The following is a 20,655-nucleotide window of genomic DNA, read 5'->3' on the forward strand; positions in this document are numbered from 1 at the left end:
ATGGCATTGCAGCGTTGCCACAAACGACCTTTTGGCAACAGCTCCTTCCGATTTGGAATGACCCGGCGACTTTATTTCGTTTGCGACAAGGCCAGGCCCACGGCTTAGATAAAAAGGAGCCCGCCACTGCCGAGTCCCAGAGTCATGAGCCGCGAAACCATCAGCCAATCGATTTCCTTCGTTCACCCCATCCACCTCAGCCACGGCAACAACGCCGAGGTCTGGGACACCTCGGGCAAGCGCTATATCGACTTTGTCGGCGGCATCGGCGTACTCAACCTGGGCCATTGCCACCCGGCCGTGGTGGAAGCGATTCGTGAACAGGCAACCCGGCTGACCCATTACGCGTTCAACGCTGCACCACACACGCCCTACATTGAGTTGATGGATCGTCTGACGGCGTTTATCCCGGTGGGCTACCCGGTCAGCGGCATGCTCACCAACAGCGGCGCGGAAGCGGCGGAAAACGCACTGAAGATCGTGCGCGGCGCAACTGGCCGTACGGCGGTGATCGCTTTTGATGGCGGCTTCCATGGTCGCACCCTGGCCACGCTCAACCTCAACGGCAAGGTCGCGCCCTACAAACAGAAGGTCGGCGTACTGCCCGGCCCGGTGTATCACCTGCCTTACCCCAGTGCCGATAATGGCGTGACCTGTGCCGAAGCGCTGAAGGCCATGGACCGTCTGTTCAGCGTGGAAATCGACGTTAACGATGTGGCGTGTTTCATCATCGAACCGGTGCAGGGCGAAGGCGGTTTCCTGGCGTTGAACATCGAGTTCGCCCAGGCCATGCGGCGATTTTGCGATGAGCACGATATCCTGCTGGTTGCCGACGAGATCCAGTCCGGATTCGGCCGCACCGGCCAACGCTTTGCCTTCTCGCGCCTGGGCATCGAACCGGACTTGATCCTGCTCGGCAAAAGCATCGCCGGCGGAGTGCCGTTGGGTGCGGTGGTCGGGCGCAAGGTGTTGATGGACAACCTGCCCAAGGGTGGCCTAGGCGGGACTTATTCCGGTAACCCCATCGCCTGTGCGGCGGCATTGGCAACCCTCGATGTGATGACGGATGAGCATCTACAGACATGGGGCACCCAGCAAGAAGAAGCCATTGTCAGTCGCTACGAGGCCTGGCGCGCGCAGCACCTGTCGCCTTATCTGGGCCGTTTGACCGGCGTGGGTGCCATGCGCGGCATAGAACTGGCGTGTGCCGACGGTACACCCGCCCCCAAGCAATTGGCCCAGTTGCTGAACCTGGCGCGCGATGCCGGCTTGCTGTTGATGCCCAGTGGCAAGTCTCGGCACATCATCCGCTTGCTGGCGCCGCTGACGATTGAACCTGCAGTACTGGAAGAAGGGCTGGATATCCTTGAAGCGTGCTTCAAGCAGTTGGTTTAACCCCCGGCATCCGCCGACCGGCAGCCTGACCGCGCGATAAGGGCATTGTGCTGCCTTGACCTGATCCCCCTCCCCCCTGAAAATGCGCGACGCTTTTTTGTCTTCTCCGTTTACTGAAGTAGTGAAATTTCAATGTCCGATTCTTACACCGCACACTCCACCGAAGAATCCGTAGTCGCCTTGCACGCCAAAGCCGAATACGAAAACGCCATCAATCTTTCACAGCATGTGCCTGCGGCCAAGATCATCAGCGAGATGGTGTTGGACGCGTTCCACACCTCCAAGGAAAGCGATCAGATCCGCGAGCTGCGCATCGCCATCCGCCAGGCCCACGATGCCTTCGATGACGACAAGGCCTACGACCTGATGGGCCAGCTCAAGCAGTTGAAAGACGCCGAGGCCGCCGACAACATCGCGCTGGAAGACCTGAGCAGCAAATTCTCGATCAGCCGCATCCTGTCCAGCTTCAAGGACGACCCCGAGTTCCAGGAGCTGGTCTACGGCCTGGCCCTCAAAGTGCTGAACCAGTCTCACCAGGCCATCAGCAATCCGAGCGCCGGCAAGGGCAAGGCCGCCCGCCCCAAGAAAGAAACCGAAGTGTTTGTGATCAGCAAGGATGGCATCAGCGTCACCCTGCCGCTGCGCACGCCACGTTCCAAGCTGAACGTCGACCGTGAAGCGTTCGAGTTCCTGGGCTTCAGCTTTGTGGGTGACGGTGATGAAGCCGAGCTGGCAGTGGAGAGCTTTGTGGATAACGCCGGCGTCGAGCAGCCGCTGAGCCGCAAGAGCGTGATCACGGCCTTGCAGCAGCAAAGTGCCTTTGACGGATACAGCATCGCGCAGCAGTAACCCAGGACTAAACGTGGCGACGGTTCGGCTTGCTCGCCAATACCTTGCGTAGCAGCCGTCGAGCCCCGGCGAGGCTGCGTCTGCGGTCTGCCTGACACACAGCTGCCTTGCCGCCGCTACGACGACGGTTGGGGTCAGGCCAGTTGCAACTTGTGCTTCAGGCTCTGCATGACCTGCGCTTTGTTCTGCTGGTAATCACTCAAACCGCGCGCGCGCAGGTTGCACGCGTCGCAGTGACCGCAGCCACTGCCGATGATCCCGTTGTAGCAGGTCAGCGTGCTGTCACGCACCAGCTCCAGGGCATCGTGATAATCGGCCAATGCCCAGGTTTCAGCCTTGTTCAGCCACATCAGCGGGGTGTCGAGGCGCACGTCGTATTCCATGCCCAGCTTGAGCGCCTGGTTCAACGCCTTGACGAACTCGTCGCGGCAATCGGGGTAGCCGGAGAAGTCGGTTTCGCAGACGCCGGTGATCACCGTCTCAGCCTTGACCTGGTACGCGTAAATCGCCGCCAGGGTCAAAAACAGAATATTGCGACCTGGCACAAAGGTGCTGGGCAGGCTGTCGCCCGAGCTGTTCACGGTGGGTACCGGGATGTTGTCGCGGGTCAGGCTGCTGATGGCCAGTTCGTTGAGCAACGACACATCCATCACTTTGTGGACAGTGGCGCCCAACTGCCTGGCAAGCTTCTGGGCGACTTCGACTTCCGCCACATGGCGCTGACCATAATCGAAGGTAATGCAATGCACTTCGTCGTACAGCGCCAGCGCCTGGATCAGACAGGTCGTCGAATCCTGGCCGCCACTGAACACCATAACGGCTTTTTTACTCATGGGTTTGCTTCCTGCATCAGGAGGAGATAGAAACAGTTTAAAGGCCATGTCATAAAAAACCCCGCGCTTCTTGCGAAGGCGGGGCTTTTTGTTGCTCGGACCACTCAGTGTGCGTAAGTCAGCAACAGCTCTTTCGGCACTTGGAAATCCAGGGACATCATCACGCTGAGCGCGGTGATGGTGAAGATCGAGAACACGAACAGCTTGCGCGCCCAGACGGTGTCGTCCACCGCCTTGTAGCCGGTCCAGGCCATGTACAACCAGTACATGCCCATGGCGGCGGCGACGGCGAGGTAGCTCATGCCGGCGTAGCCACTGAAGGTCAACATCAAGGTCGCCACGAGGAAGGCCAGGATGTAGAGCAGGATGTGTTTCTTGGCAACCTGGATGCCACGCTTGACCGGCAGGACCGGGATCGAAGCAGCCAGGTAGTCGTTGAAACGGAAGATCGCGATGGCGTAGGAATGCGGCATCTGCCACAGGCTGAACATCACCAGCAGCACCAGCGCGGCCATGTCGAAGCTATTGGTTACAGCCACATAACCAATCACCGGCGGCATCGCCCCCGACAGACTGCCCACCAGCGTGCCGTGCACCGACTTGCGCTTGAGGTAGAGGCTGTAGAGGCCGACATAGATGACAAAGCCGATCACGGCAAACAGCGCCGCCAGCGGGTTGGCCACCTTGTACAACAGCACTACACCGGCAACACCCAGGACGGTCGCGAAGATCAGTGCCAGCTTCAGGGAGATAAGGCCCTGGACCAGCACGCGATTCTTGGTGCGCTCCATCTTGATGTCGATGTCACGGTCGATGCAGTTGTTGAACACGCATCCGGAAGCTACCACCAGGGACGTGCCGATCATTGCAGCCAGGAAGATGGCCAGATCGACATGTCCCTTGGAGGCCAGGAAGAAACCGCCCGCCACAGAAAGCACGTTACCGAAAATGATCCCCGGTTTGGTGATTTGGATAAAGTGCTTAAGCGACATCGGGTCTTACCTCACTTCGCCATCATGTAGGTGTGGATGCTGAACATGATCCACAGCGACAGACCAACCAGCAGAACGATCACCAGGCCGGCGAACACGAACGCAATCACGTTCTCGCGCTGGGCCTCGGAGCGGTCCAGGTGCAGGAAGTACACCAGGTGAACCAGCACCTGGATCACCGCGAACGCCAACACGATCATCAAGGTGATCGACTTCGGCAAGGTGGGGTACATCACCAGGCCGAACGGGATCAGGGTCAGGATGACCGACAGGATGAAGCCGATAGCGTAAGACTTTACGCTGCCGTGGCTTGCATCGTGGCTGTCATGGGAGTGTGCATTAGCCATTACAGAGTCCCCATCAAGTAGACGACGGTGAATACGCAGATCCAGACCACGTCCAGGAAGTGCCAGAACAGGCTCAGGCAGCTCAGGCGCGTCTTGTTGGTGTTGGTCAGGCCGTGTTTATTGACCTGATACATCATCACCGCCATCCACAGCAGGCCGGCCGAAACGTGCAGGCCGTGGGTGCCGACCAGCGTGAAGAACGCCGACAGGAAGCCGCTGCGGTGCGGGCCGTAGCCTTCGGAGATCAGCAGGTGGAACTCGTTGATCTCCATGCCGATGAAGCCCAGGCCGAACAGGAAAGTCAGGCCCAGCCAGCTCAGTACGCCTTTCTTGTTGCCCTTGTAGAAGGCCAACATGGCGAAGCCGTAGGTGATCGAACTGAACAACAGCAAGGCGGTTTCGCCGAGCACGTAGGGCAGTTCGAAGATGTCGTGGCCCGACGGGCCACCCGCTACGTTGTTTACCAGTACCGCGTACACCGCGAAGATCGACGCAAACAAGATGCAGTCGGTCATCAGGTAGAGCCAGAAACCGAAGACGGTCATTGGCCCCGAGTCGTGGTGATGGTCATCGTGCCCATGGTCATCGACATGGGCGTGTCCAGCATTGGTCACTAAGTTCGACATGGTTTAAGCCTGTTCCAACGAGGTTTCTACACGGTTGGCCGGAATTTTCTTCTCGGCGACCAGGCGAGCGTGCTGCTCGGCTTCGATGCGCTCGATCGTTTCGACCGGCACCATGTAGCCTTGATCATCACGTGCTGCGTGGACAATGAAGTAGCCGATGGTGCCCACCAGGCTCACGATTGCCAGCCACCAGATGTGCCAGATCATCGCGAAACCGAACACGGTCAACAGCGCCCCCATCACCACGCCCGTGGCGGTGTTGCTTGGCATGTGGATCGGTTCGTAGTGCTTGGGTTGCTGGTACGCAGTACCGTCTTCCTTGGCTTCGGTGAACGCATCGATGGTGTTCGCAGTCGGGATCACGGCGAAGTTGTAGAACGGCGGTGGCGACGAGGTCGACCATTCCAGGGTGTGGCCATTCCATGGGTCGCCGGATTCGCACATGTTCTGCTTGCGATCACGCACGCTGACATACAGCTGGATCAGCTGGCAGGCGATACCCACAGCGATCATCACCGCACCGAACATGGCGACGTACAGGTACGGCACCCACTCAGGGTTGGTGGTGGCGTTCAGACGACGGGTCATGCCCATGAAGCCCAGTGCATAGAGCGGCATGAACGCGACGAAGAAGCCCGAGATCCAGAACCAGAAGGCAGCCTTGCCCCAACCTTCGTGCAGCTTGAAGCCGAACGCTTTCGGGAAGTAGAAGCTGAAGCCAGCGATGTAGCCGAATACCGCACCACCGATGATCACGTTGTGGAAGTGCGCGATCACGAACAGGCTGTTGTGCAGCACGAAGTCAGCACCCGGGATGGCCAGCAGTACGCCGGTCATGCCGCCGATGGCGAAGGTCACCATGAAGCCCAGGGTCCACAGGACCTGGCTGGTCATGCGCAGACGACCGTGGTAGATGGTGAACAGCCAGTTGAATAGCTTCACCCCCGTCGGGATGGAAATCAGCATCGTCGCCAGGCCGAAGAAGGCGTTGACGCTGGCCCCCGACCCCATGGTGAAGAAGTGGTGCAGCCATACCATGAAGCCCAGCACGGAGATCGCGCCCGAGGCGTAGACCATCGAGTGGTGACCGAACAGGCGCTTGCCGGTAAAGGTCGAGATCACTTCGGAGAAGATACCGAACGCCGGCAGGATCAGGATGTACACCTCAGGGTGACCCCATGCCCAGAACAGGTTCACGTACATCATTGGATTGCCACCAAGTTCATTGGTGAAAATGTGGAAATCCAGGTAACGGTCAAGCGACAGCAGCGCCATGGTAGCGGCCAGGATCGGGAACGAAGCCACGATCAGCACGTTTGCCCAGGTGCAGGTCCAGGTGAAGATCGGCATGTCCATCAGCTTCATGCCAGGGGCGCGCATCTTCAGCACGGTGGCCAGGAAGTTGACCCCCGTCAGCGTCGTCCCGAGCCCTGATAACTGTAGCGCCCAGATGTAGTAGTCCACACCCACGCCAGGGCTGTACTGAATCCCCGACAGTGGCGGATACGCAACCCAACCGGTCTTGGCGAATTCGCCGACACCCAGGGAAACGTTGATCAGCACCACGCCGGACACCAGCAGCCAGAAGCTCAGGGAGTTCAGGAACGGGTAGGCAACGTCACGCGCACCGATCTGCAGCGGCACCGCAAGGTTCATCAGGCCGGTGAAGAAAGGCATCGCCATGAAAATGATCATGATCACACCGTGAGCGGTGAAGATCTGGTCATAGTGTTCAGGCGGCAGGTAGCCAGGCGAACCTTCGGTGGCCATGGCCAACTGGGTACGCATCATGATGGCGTCGGCAAAGCCGCGCAGCAGCATGACCATGGCAACGATGATGTACATCACGCCGATTTTCTTGTGGTCGACCGAAGTCAGCCACTCGGTCCACAGGTAGGTCCACTTCTTGAAGTAGGTGATACCTGCAAACAGTGCCAGACCACCCAGCGCGATCATGGCGATGGTAATCATCACAATCGGCTCGTGGAACGGGACCGCATCCCAACTTAATTTACCAAACATCGTTTACTCCTCTGCCCCAGCAGTTGAATGCGCGCCCGTGTCAGAACCTTCAACCGCGGCCACTTCTTTCTTCTCGTGCTTGACCGGCTTGCCTGGTTTCATGCCTTCGTACTTGTCGACGATTTTCTGAAACAGGTTCGGCTCGTACGCGGAGTACAGGGCGACTGGGTTGTTCTGGCTTGGTTTGGTCAGGGCGTCGTATTCAGCTTGATCAAGCTGTTTAGGTGCGGCCTTGACTTCGGCTACCCAGGCGTTGAAGTCTTCCTGGCTCGTCGAGATCGCTTTGAATTTCATGCCGGTGAAGCCAGCGCCGCTGTAGTTCGCGGAGATGCCTTCCATTTCAGCTTTCTGGTTGGCGATCAGGTGCAGCTTGGTCTGCATGCCTGCCATCGCGTAGATCTGGCCGCCCAGCGCAGGGATGAAGAACGAGTTCATCACGGCGTCGGAGGTGATCTTGAAGTTCAGCGGAGTGTGCTCCGGGAAGCGGATCTGGTTAACCGTGGCGATACCCAGGTCCGGGTAGATGAACAGCCACTTCCAGTCCAGCGCGACCACTTCGATGTTGATCGGCTTGGCATCGGATTCCAGCGGACGGTACGGGTCCAGAGCGTGGGTCGACTTGTAGGTCACATAACCCAGGGCAATGATGATGAGGATCGGGACCAGCCACACTGCGACTTCGATCTTGGTGGAGTGCGACCACTTCGGCGCGTAGGTGGCGCTGGTGTTCGACGCACGGTATTTCCAGGCGAAGGCGAAGGTCATGATGATCACAGGGACCACGACCAGCAGCATCAGCAGGGTGGCGGTGATGATCAGGTTGCGTTCATCCAGACCGACCTGTCCTTTTGGGTCGAGCAAGGTCCACTTGCAGCCTCCCAGCATTAACATCATGCCAAGCAGCGGCAAAAAGCCTAGTAATCGGGGGTACCTGTTTTTACTCATCTCACGACCTCTAAAGCAGCTTGCGCAATGCAGTTGGGTTTTGATCGCCAACACTTCACCCTGCCAAGGGTTGGCATTTCTCTTCGATTGAATAAGAGCCTGCCCGTCACGTCATACACGTACGCTTCACGGACCTGCGGTGAGTTCTTATTCGATTTCGTGGTTAAAGGCCTTGTTACAGACCAATTCCGTTTGGTGCGGATAGTTGAAAGGCTGCCGGAACCTTGGGGTCGCACAGAGCCATCCATCTGCTCCTCGACCGCTCCGATGCTCAAATATTGAACAGCATCGGACATTCAGTGCGGGCGATTGTAGTTAGCTGGCGATGTATAAACCATGTCTTATAAAGAAATAATTTTTATCGAAAGCAGCAATAATCCTTCACCAATATTGCAAAGGTTCGCGATCTTATCGTGTTCGATTCTCAACAAAAACCACAAAAATTGCCGTGTTATAGGGCGAAATGCCACGCCCCTTACCCCCGGTAAGGGCCTGCAAAACCTTTCCAAGTCCCCATAACACAAGGCGTTCGGACATCGGGCAAAGGCGCATCCGGCGTGAGGTCCAAGGCAGGACCCGAACCACGAACTGACAGCACTATTTGGCCCAAAAGTGCAAATTTAAGCGCTGCCACAGCGGGTCAGAAACGTCCTGCGGCAACTTCCGTGTGACAACATGTCGCACACTGCGCGCACCCAAAATTGTCCGGCGTCACGCTCTGTTCACAAAACCCGCACATGCAAAAACGCCCCGGCCTTCTTTCCAGAAGGGCCGGGGCGTTTCAGTGAATGGCTCAGGCCTTGCGCTGGCGATTACGATAGATCCCCAGAGGCACCAGGATCACCGTCAGCACGAACGCCACCAGCGCCCATTGCGCCAGGGACAGCCCAAGAATCGGCGGGTACGGCGTGCTGCAGAAGCCATCGACCTGGAAGCCCAGCGGAAACACCTTGGCCAGCGGCAGGTCATCGACAATGGGTTGCAGCACATCGACGCCGCAACTGACCTGCGGAAAGAACTGGGTGTACACATGGTGGCCGGCCGCAGCCACCCCGCCGAGGGCGCTGAGCACCACCAGGCCTTCAAAAAAGGTCAGGGCACCCTTGCTGCGCATGGCTGCGCCGAGGAACGCGAAGACCGCAATCAATAACAGTGCGTAGCGCTGCAGGATGCACAGCGGGCATGGCGCCTCGCCGAGCACCACCTGCATGTACAACGCCCCGCCAATCAGCGCCAGGCAGATGATGCCCAGCAACACCAGAAAGCGCCGCTCCTTGCCTAAACGCAGTTCGTCACTCATCCCCGTATTCCTTAGTTTGGTTGTGGCTATGGCCGCAAGTTTACACACAGAGTGTGGTTAAAACAGAAGGGGGTTAACGGGGGATTAATCGGGAAGAATGAGAGAAGCAAATGTGGGAGGGGCTTGCCCCCTCCCACACTTTGAACAGTGTTGTTTCGGAAAATCTATTCCAGGGCAGCTGCCGGGCCGAAGAATTCATAGCGGCTCTGCTTCTCCGGCACGCCCAAGGCCTTGAGGTGGCGCTTGACCGCCGCCATGAAGCCTTTAGGGCCCAGGAAGTATGCATCCACGTCACGCTGCTCAGGCAACCACGCCGCCAATTGCTCCTGGCTCAGCAGCCCGACCTTATCCGCCGCCGCGCTCACACCATCGTCCTCGGCATAGCAGTAGAAGCGCTTGAGTTGCGGATGCTTGGCCGCCAGTGCATCCACCCATTCGCGAAACGCATGCACCCCGCCATTGCGCGCACAGTGGATGAAGTGCACCGGACGCTCGGTGGCCAGGGCCGCTTCGAGCATCGGCAGGGTTGGCGTGATGCCGACTCCGCCGCTGATCAGCACCAGCGGTTTGTCGCTGTCTGCCAGAGTGAACTCGCCCGCTGGCGGGAACAGGTCAATCGTCGCGCCGACCTGTAACTGGTCATGCAAGTAGTTGGACACCCGCCCACCCGCTTCGCGCTTGACGCTGATGCGGTACTGGCCGGCATCGGTCAAGGCCGACAGGGAATAGTTGCGGCGCACTTCTTCGCCATCGAGCACCAGCTTCATACCGATGTACTGGCCGGGGGCCGCGCTGAGGATCGGGCCGTTATCCACCGGCGCAAAATAGAACGAGGTGATCTCGGCGCTTTCCTCCACGCGCTTGACCACGCTGAATGCCCGCGCACCGCGCCAGCCGCCGGGAGCCTGGGCCTTTTCTTGATAGATCGCGGCCTCGGCGCCGATCAGGATATCCGCCAGCTGGCCGTAGGCATTGCCCCAGGCGGTCATCACCTCAGGGGTGGCGATCTCGCTGCCCAGCACTTCGGAAATCGCCCGCAGCAGGCAAGCCCCCACGATCGGGTAATGCTCCGGCAGGATCTGCAGCGCCACATGCTTGTTGATGATCTTTGCGACCAGGTCGCCCAACTGGTCGAGCTGGTCGATATGCCGCGCATACATCAACACGCCATTGGCCAAGGCACGTGGCTGGTCGCCGCTGGCCTGATGGGCCTGATTGAACAGTGGACGCACCTCAGGGTACTCGGACAGCATCATGCGGTAGAAATGGGTGATCAGCGCTTCACCGCCGCTTTCCAGCAAGGGCACGGTGGATTTGACGATGGCACGGTCTTGGGCATTGAGCATGGGAGCCTCCTGGGCTTCTTTACTGATTGCCTTTACCTACTCAGCATTCGTGCCAACTTATAAATCTTTGTTTTTCAATAGGTTAAATTAAATGTAGTCATTATGACTTCCTGCGATTTATAGTCGTAAGGACTACAAGGAGTCATTATGACTGCGCAATCGCTGCTCACCACCCTACTGCCCCTGGTCGCCGATCTGTCCCGCGACTTGCCCGAAGGCGAGCGCTACCGCCGCCTGCTGCAAGCCATGCGCGCCCTGCTGCCCTGCGATGCCGCCGCCCTGTTACGACTGGACGGCGAATGGCTGGTGCCACTGGCTGTCGACGGCTTAAGCGCCGACACCTTGGGACGGCGTTTCAAGGTCAGCGAACATCCGCGCTTCGCCGTACTGTTGAGCAGCCCCGGCCCGACCCGCTTCGACAGCGACAGCCCATTGCCCGACCCCTATGACGGCCTGGTGGATGGCCTGCACGGGCACCTGCAAGTGCACGATTGCATGGGCTGCCCGCTGTTCGTCGACGACCAGCCCTGGGGCCTGCTGACGCTGGACGCGCTCGACACCGAACGCTTCGAGCGGGTTGAACTGGAGGCCCTGCAAGCCTTCGCCAGCCTCGCGGCGGCCACCGTCAACGTGGCCGAACGCATCGAGCGCCTGGCCTTGCGCGCCGAAGACGAGCACCAGCGCGCCGAGATCTACCGCCAGGCCAGCGGCCAGCAGCACAAAGAAATGATCGGGCAGAGCAAGACGCACAAACGCTTGGTCGAGGAAATCAAACTGGTGGGCGGCAGCGACCTCACCGTGCTGATTACCGGTGAAACCGGGGTGGGCAAGGAACTGGTCGCCCAAGCCATTCACGCAGCCTCGTCTCGGGCAGACAAGCCGCTGATCAGCCTCAACTGCGCCGCCCTGCCGGAAACCCTGGTGGAAAGCGAGCTGTTCGGCCATGTGCGCGGCGCGTTTACCGGCGCGTTGAACGAGCGCCGTGGCAAATTCGAACTGGCCAACGGCGGCACATTATTCCTCGACGAAGTGGGCGAGCTGTCGCTGACCGTGCAGGCCAAGTTGCTGCGGGTGCTGCAAAGCGGCCAATTGCAACGGTTGGGGTCGGACAAGGAACACCAGGTCGACGTGCGCCTGATTGCCGCCACCAACCGCGACCTGGCCTTTGAGGTGCGTAACGGCCGCTATCGTGCCGATTTCTACCACCGTCTCAGCGTGTACCCACTGCAAGTACCGGCCCTGCGTGAACGCGGACGTGATGTGTTACTGCTGGCGGGCTTTTTCCTCGAGCAGAACCGCTCACGCATGGGCCTGGGCAGCCTGCGCCTGACCAGCGATGCCCAGGCGGCGCTGCTGGCCTATAACTGGCCAGGCAACGTGCGCGAGCTGGAACATTTGATCGGACGCAGCGCGCTGAAAGCCCTGGGCAACTGTCGCGAGCGTCCGAAGATTCTCAGCCTGAGCGCCCAGGACCTGGATTTGCCCGATGTCAGCGCACCGGTCATTGAAGAACCCACCCCAGTAGCGGCGATAACCGGCGACCTGCGCCAGGCCACTGAGCATTACCAGCGCCAGGTGATCAGCGCCAGCCTGGAACGCCACCAGCACAACTGGGCCAGCGCCGCCCGCGAACTGGGCTTGGACCGCGCCAACCTGGGCCGCATGGCCAGGCGCCTTGGAATGAAATAGAAGGGTCAACTCGGTCAAATGTGGGAGGGGTTTGCCCCCTCCCACATTTTTAGATAGCGCTCGCCTTGAGGACAGGACTCGCAGGCCTGGGCTTACGAAACACCAACACATTCCCCAGCATCACCAGCACCAACCCCGCCAACGCCGGCGCGGTCCATTGGTAGCCCTCGGCGAACGCCGACACGTTCAGCGCCACCACCGGAAACAGCACCGTGCAATACGCCGCCCGCTCCGGCCCCATGCGACCTACCAAGGTCAGATAAGCGGTAAACCCGATCACCGATCCGGGAATTACCAGGTACCACAAGGCGCCGATATACCGCGCACTCCAGTCCATCTCAAACGGAATCCCGCGCACCGCGCAATAGGTCGCCAGCATCGCAGCGCCATAGGCCATGCCCCAGGCATTGGTGGTCAACGGCTTGAGCCCGGCCTTCTGTTGCAGGCTCGAGAGCATATTGCCCGCCGAGAAACACATCGTCCCCAGCAACGCCAGACCCAGGCCAAGCAAGGTCTGCGGGCTGGCGGTATGCCCCACCAGTTCCGGCCAGAACAGCAAGCCCAACCCGGCCAGCCCGAGGCCGCCGCCCATTAACACATTGCGCGCCACGCGCTGGCCGAAAAATACGCGGGCGTTCAGCGCGTTCCACAGCGTGGCCGTGGAAAACACCACCGCAACCAGGCCGCTGGGGATCCACTGGCTGGCGGTCAAAAAGCACATGAAGTTGACGCAGAACAGGCACAGGCCCTGAGCCACGCAGATCAAGTGCCCGCGCCGGTTCATCACCTGCAACCTGCGGCTGATCAGCAACAGCACAAACAACACCAGTGCCGCCAGGCCAAAGCGATAGACAATCGACACCGCAATGGCCACCACGCCGAGTTGCCATTTGAGGGCGATCCAGGTGGTGCCCCAGATCAGCACAGTGAGTAAATACAGAGAAAGGTTCATCGCGGGCTCCATCAATAGAGCCACAGTGTCGCCCGCACGCCGTGCAACGCTCTTGCACATTCTTGCGCTTTTGTCGGGGCGCTGGGCTCACAGCGCCCGCCTCGCGGAGTAGGATGCAAGGCGTCAAAGAGAACTCACCATGCCAGACCTGGAATCGCTGCACGTTTTTCAAGCCCTTAACCGCTCGCCCAACGCACGCCTTGAGGCCTGCGCCGAGCTCGGTGACGGTTTGTCCGCGGCCCTATGGAGCAACCACCATGACGCCCAGGATTACCAGGCGCCCAGCCATCACACTTTGTCCTGTTACATCGGCGGCGGCACCGGCACGTTTCGGCGTGACCAACCAGGCACCAAGGGCGGGCCCGACAGGTTGTGCATTCTGCCGGCCGAGCACCAGTCGGCGTGGGTGATCAACGGCGAGATCCGCCTGGCCCATGTGTATTTCAGCGCGGAGCAATTTGCCCTGGGCTGCATCACCCTGCTCGACCGCGAACCGCGCACGCTGGCGTTGCGTGAAAGCACGTTCCTCGAAGACGCCCGCCAGGCCCGGCGCTTCCACCAATTGATCGCGCTCAACTGGCACGAACCCGCCGAACGCCTGCTGACCAGCAGCCTGGCCCATGAACTGCTCAGCCACACCTTGCTCAACCAGGTGGGCGCGCGCGACGGCTTGCGTCTCAAAGGCGGGCTGGCGGCGTACCAGCGACGGTTATTGGTGGACTACATCGACCAGCACCTGGAAGAGCCGATCAGCCTCGGGCAATTGGCCGGGACGTGCGCGCTGTCGGAATACCATTTTGCGCGGATGTTCCGCCAAAGCTTCGGCCTGCCGCCCCACCAGTACCTGCTGGCGCGCCGGCTTACCCGCGCGCAGCACCTGTTACGCGGCGGTGCCCTGCCCCTCGGCGAGATCGCCCTGCTGTGCGGTTTTTCCAGCGCCAGCCACTTCACCCATCGCTTTCGCCAGGCCATGGGCGCCACGCCTGGCGATTACCGCCAAGCCTTCAGCTAAACCATCAAGCCCAGGGTCTTGGCCTTGGCCACCGCCTGGGTGCGTCGCTCCACACCGAGCTTGCTGTGGATACGCCGCGCGTGGGTCTTGACGGTGTGCAGGGAGATAAACAGCCGGTCGGCAATTTGCAGGTTGGAGCTGCCCAGGGCGATCAACTGCAACACCTCCAGTTCTCGCTGGCTCAAGGGGTTTTCCACCACGCCCGCGGTCGACGCCTGGGGTTCCATGCCCAGCTCACTGAGCAGCCCCGGCGCGCGCAAACGCAGCTCGCGAATCGCCTGCTGCACCTGGCAACGCGCCGCCAGCTCCAGCCCGGTTTGCAGTGAGCGCCGCGCCAGGCCGGGGTCGCCCAATTGCCAGGCCACTTCACCGAGCACCAGGTGCAGTTCGGTTTCCAGGCAGAGCATGCCGCGCTGGTGTGTGGTTTCCAGCAGCGCGCCGAGCCGCGCCAGCGGTTGCTCGGCGCAGCCCAGCTTGACCTCCGCCAGCACCAACAGGTACTCAAGACGCGGGATCAATTCCAGGGTGGCCGGCGGTGCCTGTTTGGCCTGGGGCCCACGGAAGTGGCGCAATACGCGGCGCACCGCTTCCACGGTCAATTCGGCGCGGCCCTGCTGCAACCAGAAGTGCCCACTGACCAACAACAGCACCGCGCGGTACACCGTGTCCGGCACCTGACGTTGCTGCATCAGCCGTTCGGCCTCGCGCAGTTGGAAAAAGGCCTGGGCGTAATCGCCATGATTGGCCGCCACCAGCGCCAGGCCCAGAAACCCATAGAGCACGCGCTTGTCCTGGCTATGCAGGCACATCTTCATGCCGCTCTCGAAACACTCGACGGCCAGGCTGTCCTGCCCCTGGCGCAGCGCCAGATGCCCACGGCGCAGCGCGATACGTCCCACCAGCGGCCCCGCGTCAAGCCGTTGCTTGAGCAACATCGCCTGCACCCCTTCCAGCAGGCTTTGCGCCCGATACGGCGCGCCGCGCTGTTCCAGCAACTGCGCGTGATCCAGCTCAAGCAGGGCCTCCAACAACAATGAGCCATGGGCACGGGCCAGGCACAACGCTTCACGGTTCAGGCCCTGGGCGACGTCCAGTTCACCACGCAGCAAGGCTTGCTGGGTCAGCCCCGACAGGCACATCAGGCGTGAGGTCCAGGCGCTGTCGGGCAAGGCGTGCAGCGCTTCCAGAAACTGTACGCGCGAGCGTTCGGCGTCGCCGCCCAGGTGCAACAACCAGCCCCACTGCGCCTGCCAACGCGCGAGCAGGTGTCGCTGCTTGGCCGCTGTCGGTTGCGGGGCAAACCGCGAGAGCTGATCAATACACACCGCCGCCTGGTCAAAGCGTCCGGCAAACAGCAACGCCGCGGTCACCAGCCCGACCAATTGCGCCGAGCCGAGCATCAATTCATCGCCATGTTGTTCATGCAGATGCAGCAACAGCGCCGCGTTGTGTTGGCGGAACAGGTCCTCAAAACTGAAGTGCTGCAACAGACTCACGGCCATTTCATATTCTTCGGCCAGCAGCGCCTGCTCGAAGGCGGCCTGCCAATCCTGTTCGGCACAGAACCACTGGCACGCTCGTCGATGCCACGAACGCTTGGCCGGCCAGGGAGCATCGCGCATCAACCGCGCCAGCGGCGGGAAAACCTGTAGCCAGTCGGTGTCTTCCCACGGCTGGATAAACGCACCGAGTACCTGCAGATCGCGCAAATACTGGTCACCCTCCCCCGCACCGAACAGGTACTCGCACAGGCCGACGTTAAAACGCGGCAAATGGGCCAGCACCTGCCACGCCTGTGCCAGTTCGGGCGGCAACGTGCTGAAAAGTTCGTGTTGTAGATAGTCGAGCAGGGTTTTGTCGGGATGGCCGTCACCCAGCAAGGCAATGCGCACACCGGCGCACCAGCCGGCGCTGAACTGCAGCACGCTGTCGACCGATTGCCCGGGCGCGTGGTTGAGCAGCGGCTGGATTTCCGCCGGGGTGAACGCCAGTTCGGCGCCACACTCGAGCAGTTCATCGTCGAGCAGCAGCCGCGGCCAGTTACACACCGGCCGCCGTCGCGCGCCCAGCCACCAGGTCAGCGCCGGGCTGCTGGCGGTGAGCAGGTGGTCGAGCAAGGCATCGGTGTCGGGGGCGGGCAGGCGGCAGAAATCATCGAGGAACAGCCAGGCCGGCGCTTGCCAGCGGCTGAGGTCGAGCAGCAAGGTGGCTTCATCGATAAACGTCAGGCCCAGGTTCTGCGCCAGGCGCTGGCACAGATCGAGCGGGCTGAGGACAGCGCCATTGAGCGGCAGCCAGTACACCTGGCAGCCCGTCGGCGCCTGCAACGCGCATTCGGCGAGCAAGGCACTCTTGCCGCTGCCGCCGGGCGCGCACAACAACTTGACCCGCACCTGCGACGCCAGCAAAGGCTCGGCCAGGCGCGGGCGCAGCAAATGGTGGGCGGACAGCCGAGGCATGAATCCAGGACGGTCCAGGCAGCGTGTCATGGCGGTCATTGCTGCATCCTGCGTTTTTATTGTTATGCAACCTGATGCGTACCCTAGTCCTGTGGTGGGCGGTTGTTGAAGAAGTATTCAGCGGGGTGATTGAAGGCCATGCACAAAACCGAATGTACACACAACCCAATGTGGGAGGGGGCTTGCTCCCTCCCACAGTGGATTGCATTTCACAGTGGATGGCACATTTCAGGTTGGGCTCAGCGTACGCCTTCAGCCCTCAAGGCCGCCGGGGTGTAGTCCGCCGCCTTGGCCGCGAAGCCGAACACGAAGCTGCTCTTCTCCTCGTTCTTCATGCCCAGCGCGATGTAGCGCCCGGCGATCAGGTCATACAGGGTTTCGACGGTGTAGGCCGGTACCTGGTGATCGTAGTAGAACTGCGCATGGCCTTCGGCAACCCGCCACAGCTGACCACGGCCGTCGTAGTGATCCACCAGCGCGACTTGCCAGCTGTCTTCGTCGATGTACATGTGCCGCTTGGCGTAGATATGCCGCTCGCTGGGCTTGACCGTGCCGACCACTTCCCACACTCGGTGCAACTCGTAGCGGGTCAGGTCCTGGTTGATGTGGCCGGCCTTGATGATGTCGTCGTACTTGAGCGTTGGCGAGTCGAGCTTGTAGCTGTTGTAGGGGATGTACATCTCTTTTTTGCCCACCAGCTTCCAGTCATAGCGGTCGGGGGCGCCGGAGAACATGTCGAAGTTGTCAGTGGTGCGCAGGCCGTCGGATGCGGTGCCCGGGCCGTCGTAGGACACTTGCGGCGCCCGCCGCACGCGGCGCTGGCCGGCGTTGTAGATCCAGGCCAGGCGCGGCTCTTTCACCTGATCGAGGGTTTCATGCACCAACAGCACGTTGCCCGCCAGGCGCGCCGGGGCGGTGACCGATTGCTTGAAATAGCTCAGCACGTTGGCGGCCTTGGCCGGGTCGATATCCGGGATCGCTTGCGGCACGGCCACTTCTTCTTCGAAGCGGATCGGCGTGTAGCTGCCGTTGGTCTGCGGGGTGGCCTGGGTGATGATGCGGCGCAGATTGCCGCCGTGGTAACGGGTGATGTGGTTCCACAGCACCTCCACGCCGTTCTTCGGAATCGGGAACGCGTAGTAACGGTTGCCGGTGAAGTTCTCCAGGCCGTTACCGTCGTTGATTGCCTTGACGTTCAGCGCGCTGCGCTTGATCGACTCGTAGATATCCGCCGGCAGGTTGACCGTGCGATGGCTTGGGTACACCGGGATCTTGTAGGTCTCGGGGTAGCGCTTGAACATCGCCACCTGGCCGTCGGAGAGTTTGTCCTTGTACTTGTCGACGGTGGCGGCGGTGATCACGAACAACGGTTTTTCACTGGCGAACGGGTCGGCCAGGAAGCCTTTGCTGTCCACCGCGCCGGCGTTTTTGGGGATGCCGCCGGTCCAGGCCGGGATCGAGCCGTCGGCGTTGCCGGCCTTTTCGGCACCGACCGGCGTGAGGGTGGTGCCCAGCTTGGCGGCTTCTTCCGGCGACACCGCCGCCATCACGTGGGCGGCCAACAGACTCAGGGCCAGCACTGCAATTGTCTTACGCATAGGTTCTTGTCCTTCTTTAAGCCAAATCAGAAGTTCACGCCGAAGCTGAGGGCGAGGAAGTCACGGTCGGTCAGGGTGTTGTAGTCGCCGCCAAAGAAGTCGGTGTAGCTGAGGCTGGCGGTATAAGTGCTGCGGTAATCCGCATCCACGCCGACGCTGATGGCCTTGGCGCCTTTGTTGAACAGACCGTTGGGGCCGTAGCCGGCCACGTCATGGGACCAGGACAGGTTGGGCTTGAGGTTCACCCCGGCGATCGCGTTGTTGTAGTCGAGGATTGCCCGCGCACGGTAGCCCCAGGAGGTGGAGGTGACGAAACCGTCGGTGTCCCCCTCGAAGCCATAAGCGCCGTACACCGAGTCGCGGCCGTAACGCAGTTTGGATTTGTCTTCCAGGCCGGCCACGTGCACCACGGCCGCTTCGCCCACCAGTGTCAGGCGTTCGGCGCCCAGCACCTGGTCGAAGAACTGGGTCATGGAGCTTTGGATCTGGGTGATTTCCTTGCGGCGATAGCCTTTGTTGTCGCTGCCGAAATTGCTGCGGATGGGCGAGGCCGTTTGGTTGGCGATCGGGTTGACCAGTGCCAGGGTCAGGTCGGTGGTGTTGAGTTGTACCGGGGCGTTGGGCCGGTAGCTGATCTCGCCGGTCCACGCGGTGCCGGTGGGCAAGGTGGTGGAGAAGCTCGCACCGAACAGGCGGATGTCTTCCGGGTAATCCAGATAGTACTGGCCACGACCAAGCATGGTGCTCTGGGCCAGGGCGCCACGGAAGGCCGCCGGGGTGGCCGCACTGATCGCGCCGATGGTCGCCAGGTTGGTATTGGCGGTAATGGTGCCCACGGTCGGAGTACGGCTGTGGTAGTTCATGAAGTACAGGCCGTATTCGGTGTCGTCACCCAGCCAGCGCAAGGCGGCGCCGAACTGGCCGGAATCCCGTGCATCACGGTCGCCGGCACGCTGCACCACCACGCCTTCGCGGGTCACCACGAAGCCTTGACCACGGGCGGCGGCAATCGGTTGCAGCGGCGCAATCCCCGGGCTGCCCACCGTGTAGTTGCCGGTGCAGCCATCTGCCGCCACGTCACCGCCGAAGAAGGTGCCGCAGTTGTCCAGTACGGTCTGGTCCCATTCCAGCTGGTAGAAGCCTTCCACGGTCAATTGGTTGGTCAGGCTCTGGGAGGCGAACAGCATGTTCACCGGGATCAGGCCTTCCTTGATCTCGGCGCCTGGCCGACGGAACGCCGACACGTCGATCGGGTTGATGCTGTTGATGGAGTTGCCGATGAAGGTACTTTCGCCCCAGCTGACCACCTGCTTGCCGGCGCGCACGGTGCCCGGCAGATCGCCGAGGGAGTAGTTGTGGTAGACGAAGGCATCGAGGATCTGCGCACCGCTGGACTTGGCGCCTTCCTTGCGATTGTGGTCGCTGATCTGCTTGAACTCGCGGTCCTCGTCCTTGAGTTCGAAGTCGTACCAGTACTTGCCGCGTACGAACACACCGGTGTCGCCGTACTTCAGCTCCAGGTCGTGCAGGCCCTTGAAGATCTTGGAGAAGGTCTCGCCCTTCTTGAAGTTCAGACGCCCGTCATCCCCGGTGGACGCCTGCCCCGTGCCGCCGTTGACGGTGCCGACCAGGCTCTTGTCGGCATCGCGCATGCCCCAACTCGCGCCCACCGACAGCGAGGAGTCGAATTGCCCTTCGATCTCGCCAATGTTGAACGAAACAGCCTGTGCCTGGGCACAGCAACCCAACGCAACCGCAGCGGCCAGCGCCTGTGGCGTGAAGATGGCGCGCATTGTTGTTTTTGTCATGCGTCTTCCCCGGTGAGTGACAGAAGGCTTCACCCTACTGCCGCGCACCGGGAGCGATAAGCGCACCAAGGAGGGATTCGTGCTGTCGCTCGAAAGGATTACCGGGCGCTCTGGCCTGGGTCTGGGCGATGACATGCATCGGCTGGATAGCGGGTTATCAGGGGAATGGATGGCGCCGCCCACGACTGTTGCCGTTTCAGTAACAGTCCTTGTCCCGAACGGCTATTACTCATTCGCTGACAAGCGACTATTCTGGCCGGGCTTTCAGGGCAAACCGCCCGCTTTCGACACCGGAAGAAAAGCCAGACTCAAATGGATTGATGCTTTTTTTCAATCTGTTACCGCTGTTCACTGACGTTGATTTGTCGCTCCTTGATCCAACGTCTTACTTCGGCCGCTGCGTTTGCAGCGGCCTTTTTTATGCCAAAAATAAAACGGGGCGCCTTCAGCGCCCCGTTAGATTCAATGGTGTTCAAGCAACG

The 20,655-nt window shown here is 60.8% G+C and carries 17 protein-coding genes; 5 read left to right on the forward strand and 12 right to left on the reverse strand.

All coding sequences use genetic code 11. The features are described 5' to 3' along the window. Positions 1-144 precede the first annotated feature (144 nt). Together PSH66_RS24385 and PSH66_RS24390 are read left to right on the forward strand one after the other, a co-directional pair. Positions 145-1,395 carry an aspartate aminotransferase family protein gene (locus PSH66_RS24385; protein ID WP_141064801.1) on the forward strand — a complete coding sequence of 417 codons (1,251 nt, stop codon included), beginning with the start codon at positions 145-147 and terminating at the stop codon, positions 1,393-1,395. Positions 1,396-1,527: 132 nt separating this feature from the next. Beyond that, positions 1,528-2,244 carry a hypothetical protein gene (locus PSH66_RS24390; RefSeq protein WP_003176000.1) on the forward strand — a complete coding sequence of 239 codons (717 nt, stop codon included), beginning with the start codon at positions 1,528-1,530 and terminating at the stop codon, positions 2,242-2,244. 134 nt (positions 2,245-2,378) lie between these two features. Here the strand turns inward: PSH66_RS24390 and queC are convergent, their stop codons facing one another. From queC to hmpA, 8 genes are all read right to left on the reverse strand, one after another. Next, positions 2,379-3,077 carry a 7-cyano-7-deazaguanine synthase QueC gene (gene queC, locus PSH66_RS24395; RefSeq protein WP_305427782.1) on the reverse strand — a complete coding sequence of 233 codons (699 nt, stop codon included), beginning with the start codon at positions 3,075-3,077 and terminating at the stop codon, positions 2,379-2,381. A gap of 104 nt (positions 3,078-3,181) precedes the next feature. Further along, positions 3,182-4,069, reverse strand: coding sequence for a heme o synthase (gene cyoE, locus PSH66_RS24400; RefSeq protein WP_003176002.1), 888 nt, complete (start codon positions 4,067-4,069; stop codon positions 3,182-3,184). 11 nt (positions 4,070-4,080) lie between these two features. Beyond that, positions 4,081-4,416, reverse strand: coding sequence for a cytochrome o ubiquinol oxidase subunit IV (cyoD, locus tag PSH66_RS24405; RefSeq protein ID WP_003176003.1), 336 nt, complete (start codon positions 4,414-4,416; stop codon positions 4,081-4,083). After that, positions 4,416-5,042 (reverse strand): cytochrome o ubiquinol oxidase subunit III, encoded by a 627-nt coding sequence (locus PSH66_RS24410; protein ID WP_003176004.1) that lies wholly within the window; start codon positions 5,040-5,042, stop codon positions 4,416-4,418. Before PSH66_RS24410 ends, cyoD begins: the two co-directional genes overlap by 1 nt. Before the next feature lie 3 nt (positions 5,043-5,045). Then, positions 5,046-7,064, reverse strand: a complete 2,019-nt coding sequence (cyoB, locus tag PSH66_RS24415) for a cytochrome o ubiquinol oxidase subunit I (RefSeq protein WP_003176005.1) — start codon at positions 7,062-7,064, stop codon at positions 5,046-5,048. A gap of 3 nt (positions 7,065-7,067) precedes the next feature. Then, positions 7,068-8,009 carry a ubiquinol oxidase subunit II gene (cyoA, locus tag PSH66_RS24420; protein ID WP_042945268.1) on the reverse strand — a complete coding sequence of 314 codons (942 nt, stop codon included), beginning with the start codon at positions 8,007-8,009 and terminating at the stop codon, positions 7,068-7,070. 793 nt (positions 8,010-8,802) lie between these two features. Next, positions 8,803-9,309 (reverse strand): disulfide bond formation protein B, encoded by a 507-nt coding sequence (locus PSH66_RS24425; protein ID WP_003176007.1) that lies wholly within the window; start codon positions 9,307-9,309, stop codon positions 8,803-8,805. A gap of 164 nt (positions 9,310-9,473) precedes the next feature. After that, positions 9,474-10,655, reverse strand: coding sequence for an NO-inducible flavohemoprotein (gene hmpA / locus PSH66_RS24430; RefSeq protein WP_003176008.1), 1,182 nt, complete (start codon positions 10,653-10,655; stop codon positions 9,474-9,476). Between the two features lie 147 nt (positions 10,656-10,802). On the opposite strand from hmpA, the gene norR reads away from it, so the two are divergent. Beyond that, positions 10,803-12,344: a nitric oxide reductase transcriptional regulator NorR gene (gene norR, locus PSH66_RS24435; RefSeq protein ID WP_003176009.1), complete on the forward strand. Its 1,542-nt coding sequence runs from the start codon at positions 10,803-10,805 to the stop codon at positions 12,342-12,344. 49 nt (positions 12,345-12,393) lie between these two features. Here norR and PSH66_RS24440 read toward each other — a convergent pair whose 3' ends face one another. Further along, on the reverse strand, positions 12,394-13,296 hold the full coding sequence (locus PSH66_RS24440; RefSeq protein WP_141064798.1) for a DMT family transporter: 903 nt from the start codon (positions 13,294-13,296) through the stop codon (positions 12,394-12,396). 139 nt (positions 13,297-13,435) lie between these two features. Here PSH66_RS24440 and PSH66_RS24445 point away from each other — a divergent pair, with 139 nt between their 5' ends. Then, positions 13,436-14,308 carry a helix-turn-helix domain-containing protein gene (locus PSH66_RS24445; RefSeq protein ID WP_003176012.1) on the forward strand — a complete coding sequence of 291 codons (873 nt, stop codon included), beginning with the start codon at positions 13,436-13,438 and terminating at the stop codon, positions 14,306-14,308. On the opposite strand, the gene PSH66_RS24450 is transcribed toward PSH66_RS24445, so the two are convergent. From PSH66_RS24450 to PSH66_RS24460, 3 genes are all read right to left on the reverse strand, one after another. After that, positions 14,305-16,806, reverse strand: coding sequence for a LuxR C-terminal-related transcriptional regulator (locus tag PSH66_RS24450; protein WP_305427783.1), 2,502 nt, complete (start codon positions 16,804-16,806; stop codon positions 14,305-14,307). The genes PSH66_RS24445 and PSH66_RS24450 overlap by 4 nt on opposite strands. 200 nt (positions 16,807-17,006) lie before the next feature. Beyond that, positions 17,007-18,365, reverse strand: coding sequence for a DUF1329 domain-containing protein (locus PSH66_RS24455; protein ID WP_003176014.1), 1,359 nt, complete (start codon positions 18,363-18,365; stop codon positions 17,007-17,009). A 26-nt stretch (positions 18,366-18,391) separates the two neighbouring features. Then, a complete protein-coding gene (locus tag PSH66_RS24460; protein ID WP_003176015.1) occupies positions 18,392-20,173 on the reverse strand; it encodes a DUF1302 domain-containing protein in 1,782 nt (593 codons plus the stop codon). A gap of 79 nt (positions 20,174-20,252) precedes the next feature. Between PSH66_RS24460 and PSH66_RS24465 the strand changes: the two genes are divergently transcribed. Continuing rightward, positions 20,253-20,528 (forward strand): hypothetical protein, encoded by a 276-nt coding sequence (locus PSH66_RS24465; protein WP_141064797.1) that lies wholly within the window; start codon positions 20,253-20,255, stop codon positions 20,526-20,528. Positions 20,529-20,655: the final 127 nt, after the last annotated feature.

The organism is Pseudomonas sp. FP597 (assembly GCF_030687435.1).
GTDB lineage: Bacteria > Pseudomonadota > Gammaproteobacteria > Pseudomonadales > Pseudomonadaceae > Aquipseudomonas > Aquipseudomonas lactucae.